This window comes from Buchnera aphidicola (Pterocallis alni) (assembly GCF_964059075.1).
Lineage (GTDB): Bacteria > Pseudomonadota > Gammaproteobacteria > Enterobacterales > Enterobacteriaceae > Buchnera_L > Buchnera_L aphidicola_AN.
On the sequence record NZ_OZ060377.1, the window covers coordinates 392,381 to 406,855 of the forward strand.

Annotated in this window: 16 protein-coding genes and 3 tRNA genes; 7 read left to right on the forward strand and 12 right to left on the reverse strand. The window is 24.1% G+C overall.

What is annotated here, in order from left to right; translation table 11 throughout:
• Nucleotides 1-66 precede the first annotated feature (66 nt).
• A tRNA-Asn gene (locus tag AB4W54_RS01910) sits at nt 67-139 on the reverse strand.
• 105 nt (nt 140-244) lie between these two features.
• On the opposite strand from AB4W54_RS01910, the gene AB4W54_RS01915 reads away from it, so the two are divergent.
• Nucleotides 245-317, forward strand: a tRNA-Ile gene (locus AB4W54_RS01915).
• Between the two features lie 38 nt (nt 318-355).
• Entirely contained in the window at nt 356-1,015 is a 660-nt protein-coding gene (gene pyrE, locus AB4W54_RS01920; protein ID WP_367674424.1) for an orotate phosphoribosyltransferase, read from the forward strand.
• 15 nt (nt 1,016-1,030) lie between these two features.
• On the opposite strand, the gene dut is transcribed toward pyrE, so the two are convergent.
• From dut to pgi, 9 genes are all read right to left on the reverse strand, one after another.
• The gene (gene dut, locus AB4W54_RS01925) at nt 1,031-1,486 is read right to left on the reverse strand and encodes a dUTP diphosphatase (RefSeq protein ID WP_367674633.1); all 456 of its coding nucleotides are present in this window, start codon (nt 1,484-1,486) and stop codon (nt 1,031-1,033) included.
• Nucleotides 1,487-1,623: 137 nt separating this feature from the next.
• Entirely contained in the window at nt 1,624-2,076 is a 453-nt protein-coding gene (rplI, locus tag AB4W54_RS01930; RefSeq protein ID WP_367674425.1) for a 50S ribosomal protein L9, read from the reverse strand.
• 29 nt (nt 2,077-2,105) lie between these two features.
• Nucleotides 2,106-2,333, reverse strand: a complete 228-nt coding sequence (gene rpsR, locus AB4W54_RS01935) for a 30S ribosomal protein S18 (protein WP_367674426.1) — start codon at nt 2,331-2,333, stop codon at nt 2,106-2,108.
• Between the two features lie 65 nt (nt 2,334-2,398).
• The gene (gene rpsF / locus AB4W54_RS01940) at nt 2,399-2,737 is read right to left on the reverse strand and encodes a 30S ribosomal protein S6 (RefSeq protein WP_367674427.1); all 339 of its coding nucleotides are present in this window, start codon (nt 2,735-2,737) and stop codon (nt 2,399-2,401) included.
• 261 nt (nt 2,738-2,998) lie between these two features.
• Nucleotides 2,999-4,312 carry an adenylosuccinate synthase gene (locus tag AB4W54_RS01945; RefSeq protein ID WP_367674428.1) on the reverse strand — a complete coding sequence of 438 codons (1,314 nt, stop codon included), beginning with the start codon at nt 4,310-4,312 and terminating at the stop codon, nt 2,999-3,001.
• A 103-nt stretch (nt 4,313-4,415) separates the two neighbouring features.
• Nucleotides 4,416-4,994 (reverse strand): aminodeoxychorismate/anthranilate synthase component II, encoded by a 579-nt coding sequence (locus AB4W54_RS01950; RefSeq protein WP_367674634.1) that lies wholly within the window; start codon nt 4,992-4,994, stop codon nt 4,416-4,418.
• Between the two features lie 8 nt (nt 4,995-5,002).
• Nucleotides 5,003-6,577, reverse strand: coding sequence for an anthranilate synthase component 1 (locus AB4W54_RS01955; RefSeq protein ID WP_367674429.1), 1,575 nt, complete (start codon nt 6,575-6,577; stop codon nt 5,003-5,005).
• An 87-nt stretch (nt 6,578-6,664) separates the two neighbouring features.
• Nucleotides 6,665-7,606, reverse strand: a complete 942-nt coding sequence (gene miaA, locus AB4W54_RS01960; RefSeq protein ID WP_367674430.1) for a tRNA (adenosine(37)-N6)-dimethylallyltransferase MiaA — start codon at nt 7,604-7,606, stop codon at nt 6,665-6,667.
• Between the two features lie 45 nt (nt 7,607-7,651).
• On the reverse strand, nt 7,652-9,301 hold the full coding sequence (gene pgi, locus AB4W54_RS01965) for a glucose-6-phosphate isomerase (protein ID WP_367674431.1): 1,650 nt from the start codon (nt 9,299-9,301) through the stop codon (nt 7,652-7,654).
• Between the two features lie 169 nt (nt 9,302-9,470).
• On the opposite strand from pgi, the gene AB4W54_RS01970 reads away from it, so the two are divergent.
• Together AB4W54_RS01970 and AB4W54_RS01975 are read left to right on the forward strand one after the other, a co-directional pair.
• Nucleotides 9,471-9,920 (forward strand): Hsp20 family protein, encoded by a 450-nt coding sequence (locus tag AB4W54_RS01970; protein ID WP_367674432.1) that lies wholly within the window; start codon nt 9,471-9,473, stop codon nt 9,918-9,920.
• Between the two features lie 233 nt (nt 9,921-10,153).
• Nucleotides 10,154-10,226, forward strand: a tRNA-Gly gene (locus AB4W54_RS01975).
• 63 nt (nt 10,227-10,289) lie between these two features.
• Here the strand turns inward: AB4W54_RS01975 and rpmE are convergent.
• On the reverse strand, nt 10,290-10,493 hold the full coding sequence (gene rpmE / locus AB4W54_RS01980; protein ID WP_367674433.1) for a 50S ribosomal protein L31: 204 nt from the start codon (nt 10,491-10,493) through the stop codon (nt 10,290-10,292).
• Nucleotides 10,494-10,634: 141 nt separating this feature from the next.
• Here rpmE and hslV point away from each other — a divergent pair, with 141 nt between their 5' ends.
• The 3 genes from hslV (at nt 10,635) to AB4W54_RS01995 (ending at nt 13,319) form a co-directional block, all read left to right on the forward strand.
• Complete coding sequence (gene hslV, locus AB4W54_RS01985) at nt 10,635-11,165, forward strand: ATP-dependent protease subunit HslV (RefSeq protein WP_367674434.1); 531 nt, start codon at nt 10,635-10,637, stop codon at nt 11,163-11,165.
• A 14-nt stretch (nt 11,166-11,179) separates the two neighbouring features.
• Nucleotides 11,180-12,508, forward strand: a complete 1,329-nt coding sequence (gene hslU / locus AB4W54_RS01990) for an HslU--HslV peptidase ATPase subunit (RefSeq protein ID WP_367674435.1) — start codon at nt 11,180-11,182, stop codon at nt 12,506-12,508.
• A gap of 64 nt (nt 12,509-12,572) precedes the next feature.
• Nucleotides 12,573-13,319, forward strand: coding sequence for an FAD-binding oxidoreductase (locus AB4W54_RS01995; RefSeq protein WP_367674436.1), 747 nt, complete (start codon nt 12,573-12,575; stop codon nt 13,317-13,319).
• A 23-nt stretch (nt 13,320-13,342) separates the two neighbouring features.
• On the opposite strand, the gene epmA is transcribed toward AB4W54_RS01995, so the two are convergent.
• Nucleotides 13,343-14,317, reverse strand: coding sequence for an elongation factor P--(R)-beta-lysine ligase (gene epmA / locus AB4W54_RS02000; protein ID WP_367674437.1), 975 nt, complete (start codon nt 14,315-14,317; stop codon nt 13,343-13,345).
• Nucleotides 14,318-14,475: the final 158 nt, after the last annotated feature.

A 14,475-nucleotide genomic window follows, 5' to 3' on the forward strand; every position in this document is an offset into this window, starting at 1 on the left:
TCATAATATATTATAAATGTATGATGATATAAATATAAAGTACAATCATATTTATAAAAATTCACTCTCCTCCGACTGGGGTCGAACCAGTGACATACGGATTAACAGTCCGCCGTTCTACCAACTGAACTACAGAGGATTGTATGAAATATTATACTAATGAAATATAATTTTGTCAAACATTTTTTTTTTTTTAAAAAAAAATATAGATTATATTTGTAATTTTATTTATAATATATATATAGGCCCTTTAGCTCAGTGGTTAGAGCAAGCGACTCATAATCGCTGGGTCGCTGGTTCAAATCCAGCAAGGGCCACATTCATAAAATAATAATTTCAATAAAATGAGTACAATATGAATAGACGGAAAAAAAAATTTATTAAATTTGTATTAAAAAAAAAAGTATTACAATTCGGGCAATTTAAATTAAAATCAGGAAGAATCAGTCCTTATTTTTTTAACTCACAGTTCTTATATAGTGGATATGATATATTTAAATTAAGTCAATTTTATGCATATTCTATTATTCATTCAAAAATAAGTTTTAATAGACTTTTTGGGTTAGCATACAAAGGTATACCACTTGTATCATCTACTGCTATAGCATTAAAAATAATATATAATTTAAATATAAAATATGCTTTTAACAGAAAAGAACATAAATTATACAGTGATTCGGGAATAATAGTAGGGAAAGAATTAATAAAACAAAAAATTATTATCATAGATGATGTTATTACTGCCGGATTAACTATACAAGAAAATATAAAACATTTAAATCAGAAAAATATCATATCTGGAATTTTTGTTGCTTTTGATAGAAAAGAAAAAGGAATACTAAAAAAAAATAGCACACATCAAGAAATTCATCAACAACATAATTGTAAAATATTTTCTATTATCAATGTTATCGACCTAATACAATATTTAAAAGAAAAAAATACAAAAAAAGAAGAGTTAAAGAATTTACTATTATATTATAAAAAATATGGATCAAAAAAAATACCCATATAAATACTATAGCTAAAATTATAATCCAGTATGACCAAAACCTTCTACATTTCTTTTTGTATCTTGAAACTCTGAAACTATATTAAAAATTGGTTTTATAATTGGAACAAAAACTAATTGAGCAATTCGATCACCTGGTCGAATTACAAAATTATTATTACTTCTATTCCAAATAGAAAGTAACAATTCACCTTGGTAATCTGAATCAATTAATCCAATTGTATTACCTAATATAATACCATTTTTATGACCTAACCCTGATCTAGGTAAAATCATGGCCGTAATTAATGGATTTCTAATAAAAATAGCAATACCTGTTGGTATTAAAGAAACTGTATTACTAACAATAATTGTATTACTAAATAACATAGCCCGTAAATCTAAACCACAAGAACCAGAAGTAGCATATTTACAAAAAGGAAATACCGAACCTAATCGACTATCTAATATTTTCACATCTATAATGTACATAATTTAAAATATATTTTATAATTAATAACATATTATACCAAAAAAATAAAAAGATGTATTATAAAATACATCTTTGTAAAAAAAATTATTTATTTAAATAATTATACATTATTAATATATCTCAAATGACATAAATAATATTATTTTTTAGTTCTTACTTTAACTAAAATATAACAAGAAACCTCTTTATGTGGTTGAAATACAACTTTATAATTACCAATATATCTAATGAAATTTTCTTTAATAAATATTTCTTGTTTAGATACTATACTACCTATAGATGTTATCTCACCTGCGATATCTTTTGAACCAATAGAACCAAATAATTTACCATTTTCCCCAGAGGAAACATATATATTTATATAATGAATTTTTTTTATCTGTAATACTCTGAGACGAGATTTTGCTATTTTTAATTTATATTCTTGATATACATTTTTATTATAATATTCTAAATCTTGTATATTCTTGTTATTTGCTAATACCGCTTTCCCAGTTGGAACTAGATAATTTCTTGCATACCCCGATTTAACTATCTTGGTACTACCAGATTTACCTAAACCTCTAATATTTTTTAATAGAATAATTTTCATTTTTACCTTATTAAATATTTTAAAAGATACTAACTATGTTGATCAGTATAAGGAATTAAAGAAAGATATCTAGCTCTTTTTATAGCTGTAGATAATTTTTTCTGGTATTTAGTACATGTTCCAGTAATTCTACTAGGAATAATTTTACCACTTTCAGTAATATAACCTCGCAACATTACTATATCTTTGTAATCAACAACTGTAATATTTTCCGCTGTAAACTTACAAAATTTTCTTCTTCGAAAATATCGTACCATATAACCTCTGCATATAAATAAAATATATTTATAAAAAAATAGTTCACATAAATAATATAAATCAATTATTTTTTATTCTCATCTTTTAATTTAATCATAGGAGAATCATGTTGTACTTTATTTTTCATATTAATAATTAAATGTCTAATAATTGTATTATCAAAAATAAATTTCTCCTTGAGTAAGGAAATAAAATTAGATTGTAATTCAATGTTGAAAAGAATATAATATGCTTTATGTAACTTTTTAATAGGATATGCTAATTGTCTTCTACCCCAATCTTCTTCTCTATGTATTAAACCATGATTTTCAGTAATAAATTTTTTATAAACACATATTTTTTTTAAAACTTGTTCTGAATTTTGATCGGGGTTAATCATAACTATAATTTCATAATGATTCATATATTAACCTTGTAAACAATTTATTGCAAAATGCAATAAATTTAAAATATCTATCATAATAGACAGTACTGTACAAATTATTTTAATATACTACATAAATATTTCATGATACATAAAAATATTTTACACATGTATTATACAATAAAAATGTAAAAAAATTAAAATTTATATAAACAACAATATTAATAATAAAATATTATTAAAATTATAAATAATATAATATAAAAATAATTAATGATACTGTTGAATAAAAAAAATAATTTATATATTTTTTTTCTTAAATAAATCATCCAAAACTATAGTTTCACATCTATCCGGGCCAGTAGAAATAATATCTACTAATATATTACCACCACAATATTCTTCAATATATGAAATATATTTTTTAGCTTCTAAAGGTAAATCATGTAAACATGTTACTCCTTTAGTAGATTTTTTCCAACCAGGTAAAGTGATATATACTGGTTGCACATTTTCTAAATTCGAAAATGGAAAAAATTTTTTATTATCTACTAATACATTATTTATTTTATAAGCAATACACACTTTAATTTCTGGTAATTCATCTAATACATCTAATTTTGTTAAACACAAAGAAGAAATAGAATTTAATACAATAGAACGATACAATAAAACTAAATCTAACCATCCTGTTCTTCTTTTACGACCAGTAGTTGAACCAATTTCTTTACCTTTTATACATAAATGCAAACCAATATCATCCTTTAATTCTGTAGGAAATGGACCAGATCCAACTCTCGTACAATAAGATTTCACAACACCTAAAACAAAGTTAATATGTTTCATGTGAGCACCAGAACCAGTAAAAACACCACCAATCGTACTATTAGAAGAAGTCACATAAGGGAAAGTACCATGATCTAAATCTAGTAATGATCCCTGAGCGCCTTCAAAGATAACATGTTTCTTATTACAAAATGCATCTTGTAATAACATAGGAACATCATCTACCTTTTCTAATATACAATCTCTATACTTTAAAACTTCAGTTAAAATATTATTATAATCTACTGGGCTCGATTTATAATAATTCACTAATTGAAAATTATAATAGTCAACATTTCTTTTTAATTTTTTGGCAAACAATTCCATATTATATAAATCAAATATTTTTAAACCTAATCTAGAAACTTTGTCCTCATATGCAGGTCCTATACCTCTTCCAGTAGTACCAATACAATCTTTCCCTAAAGCAAGTTCTCTAGCAAGATCTATTTGTACATGATATTGTAAAATCATAGGGCAATGAGAGGATATAATTAAACGTTTATCTAATTTAATACCTAATTGAGATAACATATCTATTTCTTTTATTAAATCAATAATAGAAATTACAACACCATTCCCTAATACACAAATCACATGATTATGTAAAATACCAGAAGGAATTAAATGTAAAACAATTTTTTTTTTATTAACAACTAATGTATGGCCAGCATTATGACCACCTTGATATCGTACAACATAATTATACATCTCAGTTAAATAATCGACAATTTTCCCTTTTCCTTCATCACCCCATTGTGTACCTAATATCACAATATTTTTATTCATTATTACCCTTATTAAAATATTTAATCATTTTAAATTAAAATTTACAATCAATATTAATTAATATATTATTATAAAAATGATACTCAAAAAAATAGTATATATGTTAAGAATATAACCAATGTAAAGTATTTTTTAACAAAGCAAAACCTTGAGTAGTTAAAATAGATTCAGGATGAAATTGAAATCCACATACTTTATTATGATTATTTCGCACAGACATAACCATATTATTAATATAAGAATTAATTACTAAAGATTTTGGAATATGATATCCAATCAATGAATGATATCTAGCCACTAGTAAAGGATTAGGAATATTTAAAAACATATCTTTTTTATCATGATAAATTAAAGATGTTTTACCATGTAATACTTCCTGAGCATAACCTATGCTACCACCATAATGTTCAATAATAGCTTGATGTCCTAAACAAATTCCCAAAACTGGTATTCTACCAATAACAAATTTCAATAAATTTAATATACATCCTGAATATTTTGGTATCCCAGGCCCAGGAGATAATAATATAATCGGATTATGTAATTTTAATAAAACAGATAAAATAGTATTCAAAGAAACAATATTGCGATAAATAATTACTCTATATCCTAAGACACGTAATTGATCTACAATATTATATGTAAAAGAATCAAAATTATCTATTAAAAGAATATCTTCCAACATACCAATTATATCCCTTCATAATTAGATTGAATAATAGCATTTAAAACAGCTTTAGATTTATTACAACTTTCTAGTGCTTCTTCTACTGGAATAGAATCCAATACAATACCTGCTCCAGCTTGAATTGTTGCAATTTGCTTTTCTATGTAAGCAGATCTAATAACAATACATGTATCTAAATTACCTTCTCCAGTAAAATAACCAATTGCTCCACCATAACTACCTCTTTTAATCTTCTCCGCATTGGCAATTAATTGCATAGCTCTAATTTTTGGAGCACCAGTTAAAGTACCCATATTCATACAAGCAGAATATGCATGTAAACAATCTAAATCATTTTTTAATATCCCTACCACTTTAGAAACTAAATGCATAACATGAGAATAACGATCTACTTTAGTAAGATGTGAAACAAATCTCGTACCTGGAATACAAATTTTTGATAAATCATTTCTAGCTAAATCAACTAACATTAAATGTTCGGATAATTCTTTATTATTTGTACGCATTTCTAACTCAATTCTACCATCTAAATCTAAATCTAATACTCCATATTTATTAATACCCCGAGGGCGAGTACCAGCAATAGGATAAATTTCAATCTTCCTATCATGTGCATTGTATTTTAAAGAACTTTCCGGTGAAGCACCAAATAACATAAAATCTATATCTTGCATAAAAAACATATATGGGCTTGGGTTATTTAGCTTTAATCTATAATATGCAGATAATGAATATATACAAGGTATAAAAAATTGTCTAGAAGGTACGATTTGAAATATTTCCCCCTTTTTAATATATGTCTTCATTTTTTTAACAATTTTTTTATATTCTACATCATCAAAGTTATATTTAATAGGAAGAGTATTAATAATATTAATTGGTATAGTACTGGGTATACTTTCCATCTTTTTTTTAATATGTAATAATCTTTTTCTAATTCTGTTTTTTTCAACAGGATCATTTAAAAATATACTACCTTGAATAGTACTAATTTTTTTAACATGATCAATAATTAATAATACTTCTGATAAATAAAAACAAAAATCCGGGCACTTTTGTATACTATGTACTTTGGGTAAATTTTCAAAAGTATTTACAAGATCATATGAAAATAGTCCACCCCAAAAAATAGATTTTAAACAATCACGAGAAGGTTGAATAATTTGAGAAATAAAACGAAAAGAATCTAATACTGATAAGGATCGTAATTTTTGATCTTCATCCATATTAGCATGTATTTTAGGAAAAATTAATTTCATTTTTCTTTTATAATAACTCACTTTCACTTCTTTCGGTAATACCTTACATATTTTTTTTATTATATTATCGCCATTATGAGAATAAAATTCTAAAATCACTACTTTATTATATGCAATAATACGTATTGCTGTATCTATAATCATCATACTTTCTAATTGTTTTTTTTTATTAATTTCAGCAGATTCTAATAATAAAGTACATTTTTTGTTACCACAAATTTCATGAAATATTAATGCTGGATTATTTATATATGGAACATTAATTTGTATAGTTTCTACTTCATATAAATGATTAAATTGATTCATTTTATCTTTCATTCTAATATTAATACTGCATATTTTATATATTAAACTAAAAATATTTCAAATACTTTCATGAAATTTATAAAAATTTTATTATGTAAACTAATTAACTATTTTAGATGTATGATATAGTACTTCTTTAACTAAATCATGTATATTACAAGCATATAACAAATGTATATTTTCCCATTTTCGTAACCAATTCATTTGTTTTTTACATAATAGATTAGTGGCAAGAATAGATTGATATACCATATCATTATAACTAATACGATTAGAAAAATAAGACCACATTTGTCTATACCCAATACATCGCATAGATGGTAATTCGCAATTTAAATCACCACGATGAAATAATTTTTTTACTTCATCTTCGAATCCTTGTTTTAGCATGCCATAAAATCTATTTTTAATATTATATTGTAAATAATTTTTAGGAGGGATAAGAGCAAATTGTAACACATTATATAAAAATGTATGATTTTGGTTAGAATGTACAACACGATGAGTTTTACCAGTAACTAAACAAATTTCTAAAGCTCGAACAATTCTATAAAAATCACAATAATGTATTCTTTGAGAACTTTCAAAATCTAAAATAGATAAATATTTATGTAATAAAAAAATAAGATTATTTTTTTTATACTTTAAAAATCTCTTTCTTAATATTGCACTCGATGATGGTAAAGTAGATATACCATGTAATAGAACATAATAATAAAACATTGTTCCACCAACTAATAAAGGTATTTTACCTATATTTAATATTTCTTGAATTGATTTTAAAGCATCATTTCTAAACTCTACTACTGAATAAATATCTAATGGATCTTTAAAATTAATTAATTTATGAGGGTGTTTTAATAATTGTGTATTAGTAGGTTTAGCAGTACCAATATCCATATATTTATATATTAATGCAGAATCTACACTAATTAATTCTATAGGTAAATACCTACGTAATTTCATGGCTAATGTTGTTTTTCCAGATCCCGTAGGCCCCATTAAAAATAATACTAATTTTTTTATATTATTTTTATTCATATAAATCTCAGAAAATATAAAAAATTTTACATGTATTATTACATATTATTTTCTATATAAATTATAAAAATCAATTAATCCATTAGTAGAAGAATCATAACCTAAAATACATTCTTTATAAATTAATTTACTATATAAATCGTTTGATATTACCTTACCTAATTCTACACCCCATTGATCAAAACTAAAAATATTAAAAATAATACCTTGTGTAAATATTTTATGTTCATACAATGCAATTAATAAACCTAATGCATAAGGATCAATCTTTTTAAATAAAATTGAATTACTCGGTTTATTACCATCAAAATTTTTAAATTTATCAATATAATTATTATTATATACTTGTATATCATTGGAAGAAAAAAAATTTATTTTCTTAAAATGTTTTCCAAAAGCTAAAGCATGAGTTTGAGCAAAAAAATTAGATAATAAAATAGTATTATGATTATTAATAGAATGATCGGAAATAATAGAAGCAATAAAATCACATGGAATTAACTTCGTTCCTTGATGTATTAATTGAAAAAATGAATGTTGTGCATTAGTACCTACTTCTCCCCACAAAATAGGACCTGTTTGCCAATCTATTTTATCTCCATTTCTATCTATACTTTTCCCATTAGATTCCATGCTACTTTGTTGAATGTACTGTGGAAACTTACATAAATTTTGATAATAAGGTAAAATAACCTCCGTATCAGAATAAAAAAAATTATTGTACCAAATACCAATTAAAGCTAATAAAACAGGAATATTTTTTTCAAAACTAGTATTCTTAAAATGCATATCCATATCATACGCACCGCATAATAATCTATTAAAGTTATCATATCCAATGGATAACATAATAGATAATCCTACTGCAGACCATAAAGAATAACGACCTCCAACCCAATCCCACAACCTAAATATATTGTTTGGTTTAATTCCAAATTCTAAAGCACCTGAAATATTCGCAGTAATAGCAAAAAAATGTTTTTCTATAAAATCATAATTACCAACTTTTTTAAAAAAAAAATCCTGAATAGTCCTAGCATTAGTTAAAGTTTCTTGAGTTTTAAAAGTTTTAGAAGATATTAAAAATATTGTAGATTCAAAATTATTTAATTTAATTATATCCCATACTTCTGTACTATCAATATTTGAAAGATAAAATACATTTAAATGATTATTATACTCTTTTAAAGCTTGTATCACCATTTTAGGACCTAAATCTGAACCACCAATACCTATATTAACAACATTTTTAATCCTTTTACCTGAATACCCTCTCCACAACCCAGAAATAACATCATGAGAAAAATTTTTCATTTTATTTAATACAGAACGAATATCAGACATAATATCTATATTATTTAATATCACTGGTGTATTAGATTGATTTCTTAACGCTGTATGTAATACAGGTCTATTTTCTGTACAATTAATATATTCCCCATTAAACATATCTTGAATCGACTGTTTTAACCCAACCTCATGCACCAATTGTAATAATAACTGTATAGTTTTATCAGTTATTCTATTTTTTGAAATATCTATTAAAACCTGCTTATTATGTAAAAAAAAAGAAAAATTCTTAAAACGATTTTTATCACATTGAAATAAATCAACTAAATGTATATTTTTTATTTCATCAAAATGATTTTTTAAAACCTTCCAAGAAGCAGTTTGAGTAGGATTAATATACTTCATGACATATTCCTTAATAAATTAAATATTATACGATTTATAAAAAACTTGAAAAAAAAATAATACACCTTATATTTATATATAAGATACAATATTGAAATATTAAAATATTTTATCAATATAAATACTTAAAAAATCAATACTATGTACATATTTTATTAGGAGGGAATAAATGTCTTATAAAACTATTTCTTTTTCTCCCACACTAAATAATAATGCATTTTCTGATCGATTTAAACAAATAGATAAAATATTCAGTACATTAACAGGGGAAAAACCAATATCTGAAATACCAAATTATAATTTAATAAAAAAGGATAAAAATCAATATGAATTAATCATACACACTCCCGGATATAATGACAATGAAATCAATATTGTTATGGAAGATGAACAATTAAATATATCTAGTAATAAAAAACAAGACTGTACACAAGAAAAAAAAGAACAAATACAATATATTCACCATGGTATTCAAGATAATAACTTTTCCATGAGTTTTTATTTATATAAACCAATTAAAATAAATTATGCGCAATTAAAATTAGGTATATTAACAATAAACTTTGAATATAAAATGCCAGAATTAAAAAAGACAAAAAAAATAGATATACAAACGTAGTAATATATATTTATGTAAATAATATTATTAATCATAGAATTTTATTGTAAAATATGATATCATTGTTGTTATACACAATACACTTGATAAAATAATAACAATGATACATTTCTATCATTAATAATTTGTAGTATTGATTAAAATAATTATATGAATAATACATGTATGTATCATAAGTTACATTTACAACATTGAAATACAAGAATATTATTATATTATATCACATAATATATGCGGGAATAGCTCAGTTGGTAGAGTGCAACCTTGCCAAGGTTGAAGTCGCGAGTTCGAATCTCGTTTCCCGCTTAAATATTGAATATCGTATATTATATTATTCACCATATGATACATATAAAATATCTATATTATTTAACTAAAAAATTTCTTATTAAATCTCTCAATACGACCACCTTTATTTAATACTCTTTGTTGCCCGGTATAAAAAGGATGACATTTATAACATATATCTATGTTTAACAATTCTTGATTTAATGTAGAAAATAAAATCATGGTATTACCACACACACACTTAGCTGATATTTGACTATATTTAGGATGAATACCTTTTTTCATAATATTAACTCTTAATAAAAATTTAACACGTATAATAAATATTATATTAAATAAATAAATTTAATACAATTTTATAAAATAATAAAATATTTTATTGCAATAAAATATTTAAAATAATAATACTATATAAAAGAGATGTCCATGACAACAATATTAAGTGTTCGATTAAATAAAAAAGTAGTACTAGGAGGAGATGGACAAGCAACATTTGGACATACTGTGATGAAAAAAAATGTTAATAAAATCAGACAACTATATAATAATAAAATTATTGCAGGATTTGCTGGAGGAACAGCAGATGCATTTACACTTTTTGAATTATTTGAAAAAAAACTAGATAAATATCAAGGACAATTACAACGTTCAGCAATAGAATTAGCAAAAGATTGGAGAAGTGACCGCATATTAAGAAGATTAGAAGCAATACTGGCTGTAGTAGATAAAAATATTTCCCTTATTATTACAGGAAGTGGAGATGTCATACAACCAGAAAATGATATTATTGCTATAGGTTCAGGAGGTCCATACGCCCAAGCTGCAGCATATGCTTTACTAAAAAATTCTCAATTAGAAGCACAAGATATTGTAAAAAAATCATTAAGTATCGCAGCAGATATCTGTATATATACTAACCACATTTTTAATATTAAAGAATTACACTCTGAAAAATAAAAAGGATAAATATTATGTCTACAATGACTCCATCAGAAATTGTCAAGGCACTTGATAAATTTATTATTGGACAAAAAAAAGCAAAAAGAGCCGTAGCAGTTGCATTACGAAATAGATGGAGAAGAATGAAAGTAAAAAAAGAAATACGAGATGAAATAACACCTAAAAATATATTAATGATTGGACCTACAGGTGTAGGAAAAACTGAAATTGCAAGAAGATTAGCAAAATTTGCTAATGCTCCTTTTATTAAAGTAGAAGCAACAAAATTTACAGAAGTAGGTTATGTAGGTAAAGAAGTAGATTCTATAATCCGAGACTTAACAGATGTAGCTATTAAAATCATAAGAAACCAAAAAATTGCCAAAAATAAAAAACAAGCAAAAAAACGTGCAGAACAAAAAATTTTAGAAATCTTAATCCCAACAGACAAAAACTGGAATCCAGATAGTAATACACCCAAACCAATCAACACTATTGAAAAATTTAAAAAACAATTAAAAAAAGGAAAGTTAGATGATAAAGAAATTGAAATTAATATCGCAAATCACCCTATGGGAATAGAAATCATGGCTCATCCAGGAATGGAAGAATTAACCAATCAATTGCAATTACTTTTTCAGAATTTAAATCACCAAAAACAAACGAAAAAAAGGTTAAAAATTAAAGAAGCAATAAAATTGCTATCAGAAGAAGAAGCTTCTAAATTATTAAATTCAGAAGAGATTAAAAAAGAAGCAATACGATCAGTGGAACAAAATGGGATTGTATTTATTGATGAGATAGATAAAATTTGCAAAAAAAGAGGAACATCTAATATTGATGTATCTAGAGAAGGAGTACAAAGAGATTTATTACCATTAATAGAAGGTTGTACCGTATCTACAAAACATGGAATAGTAAAAACAGATCATATACTATTTATTACATCAGGAGCTTTTCAAACAACTACTCCATCTGACCTCATTCCAGAATTACAAGGAAGGTTACCAGTAAGAATAGAATTACATCCTCTTAACATAGATGACTTTGAAAAAATTTTAACAAAAACAAAAACATCAATTACTAAACAATATATAGAACTTATGCAAACAGAAGGTATAACTATTAATTTCACAAAAAATGGAATTAAAAAAATTGCAGAAGCATCTTGGAAAGTAAATGAAAATACAGAAAATATTGGAGCAAGAAGGTTATATACAGTATTAGAAAGATTAATGGAAGATATTTCTTTCTATTCTAATAAAGAAAAAAAGGAAATTATTCATATAAATTCAGAATATGTTAGTAAACACTTAGACCAACTAGTTTCCAATGAAAACTTAAATAAATTTATATTATAAAAAATTTACTGTATTATACAAATATACCATACAATCATTATATTGTATTCATTAAGGTCTTAAAATGACAGAATGGGTAGAAGCAAAAATAAAAAAAATAAAAATATGGACTGTACACTTATTTAGTATAATATTAGAAGCTCCAATATTACCATTTTATGCAGGACAATTTGCGAAATTAAGAATCAAAAATAAAAAAAAATATATTAACAGAGTATATTCTTACGTAAATGAACCAAAAGATAAAAAATTAGAATTTTGTATTAGATTAATTCCTCAAGGAAAAATGACAAACCAATTATATAATTTATTACCAGGAGATAGTATACTTATTACTAAACAATCCAATGGATTTTTTACAATGTTCGAAATACCAAAATGTAAAAATTTATGGATGATAGCAACTGGAACAGCAATTGGACCATTTTGTTCTATACTACAGGATGAATCAGAATTATACAAAATTAAAAAAATTATAATATTATATGCTGTAAGCTATGTAACAGAACTTATATATTTACCATTAATACAAAAAATAAAAAAAAAATATAAAAATAGAATAATCATACAAGCAATTATTAGTAGAGAAAGACACAAAAAATATATTACGGGCAGAATTCCTATTTTACTTAAAAGTAAAAAAATTGAAAACAAAATACAATATTTCATCAATCCTACTGATACACATATAATGTTATGTGGAAATCCAACCATGGTTAAAGACACACAACATTTTCTTATTAAATACAAAAAACTCAACAAACATCTCAGAAGATATCCAGGTCATATCAGTATAGAAAATTATTGGTAAATAGATATAAAATATAGAAAATGTTAACAATTTTCAAAAGAAAAAGATATAACATGTTTAATATGATTTGTACCTAATAAAATCATCATTAATCTATCTATACCAATTGCAACACCAGAACAATCGGGCATATATTGTGAATCTAAAGCGTTTAATAAACGAAAATCAATCTCTCTACTTTCTAAACCATATTTTACTCTCTTAACATTATCTTGTTCAAATCTCTTTTTTTGCTCTACTTTATTAATTAATTCATAGAAACCATTACCAATTTCAATACCTTTAAAAAAAATTTCGAATCTATCGGATACTAAATGATTTTTTTGATTAATTCTAGCAAGCATAGCCTGCTCTCTAGGATAATGATAAATAAAAATAGGTATTTCCAGTCCAATCTTAGGTTGTATATATATCATAAATAATAATTCTAAAATATCTACAATATTGTTTTTACTACTAATCAAATGTTTATGATGTAAAGAACATAAAATAGAGTTTAATTCTTTTTTATTAGTATGTAAAGGATCAATATTCAAATATCTAATAAATATATCTTGATATGAAATCATTTCACAATATAAAATATTAAAAACACAATAAAAAAAAAACTTAATCATATCAATCATATCAAACATATCATAAAATGGTTGATACCATTCTAACATGGTAAATTCTGGATTATGATACCTACCAATTTCATCTTTTCTAAAAACATGACAAATTTGATAAATAGGACCAATACCTAACGATAATAGTCTTTTCATATGGTATTCTGGACTAGTAATTAACCACATAAAAATATTTTTATTATATAAAAATTGATCTTGATATACTACTTTTAAAGAAGAAATATTGACATCTGTAATAGTATATTTTGTCAATAAAGGAGTATCAATTTCCAGTACTTTTTTTTTAAAAAAAAAACTCCGTATTTTAGAAAAAAATATAGCTCTCTTTCTTAAAAAGAAATTTTTTTGCATACAGTAAATCATAATCAACCTATATTTAAATATTTTAAAATGGATAATTTATTTATAAATAATAGATAAAACGAAATAATACAAATACATATATCATTCAATAATATAATATTTTTATTATTTTATATCATGTACAAATACATGTTATGTATTTATCGCAATATGCAAAAAAAAAA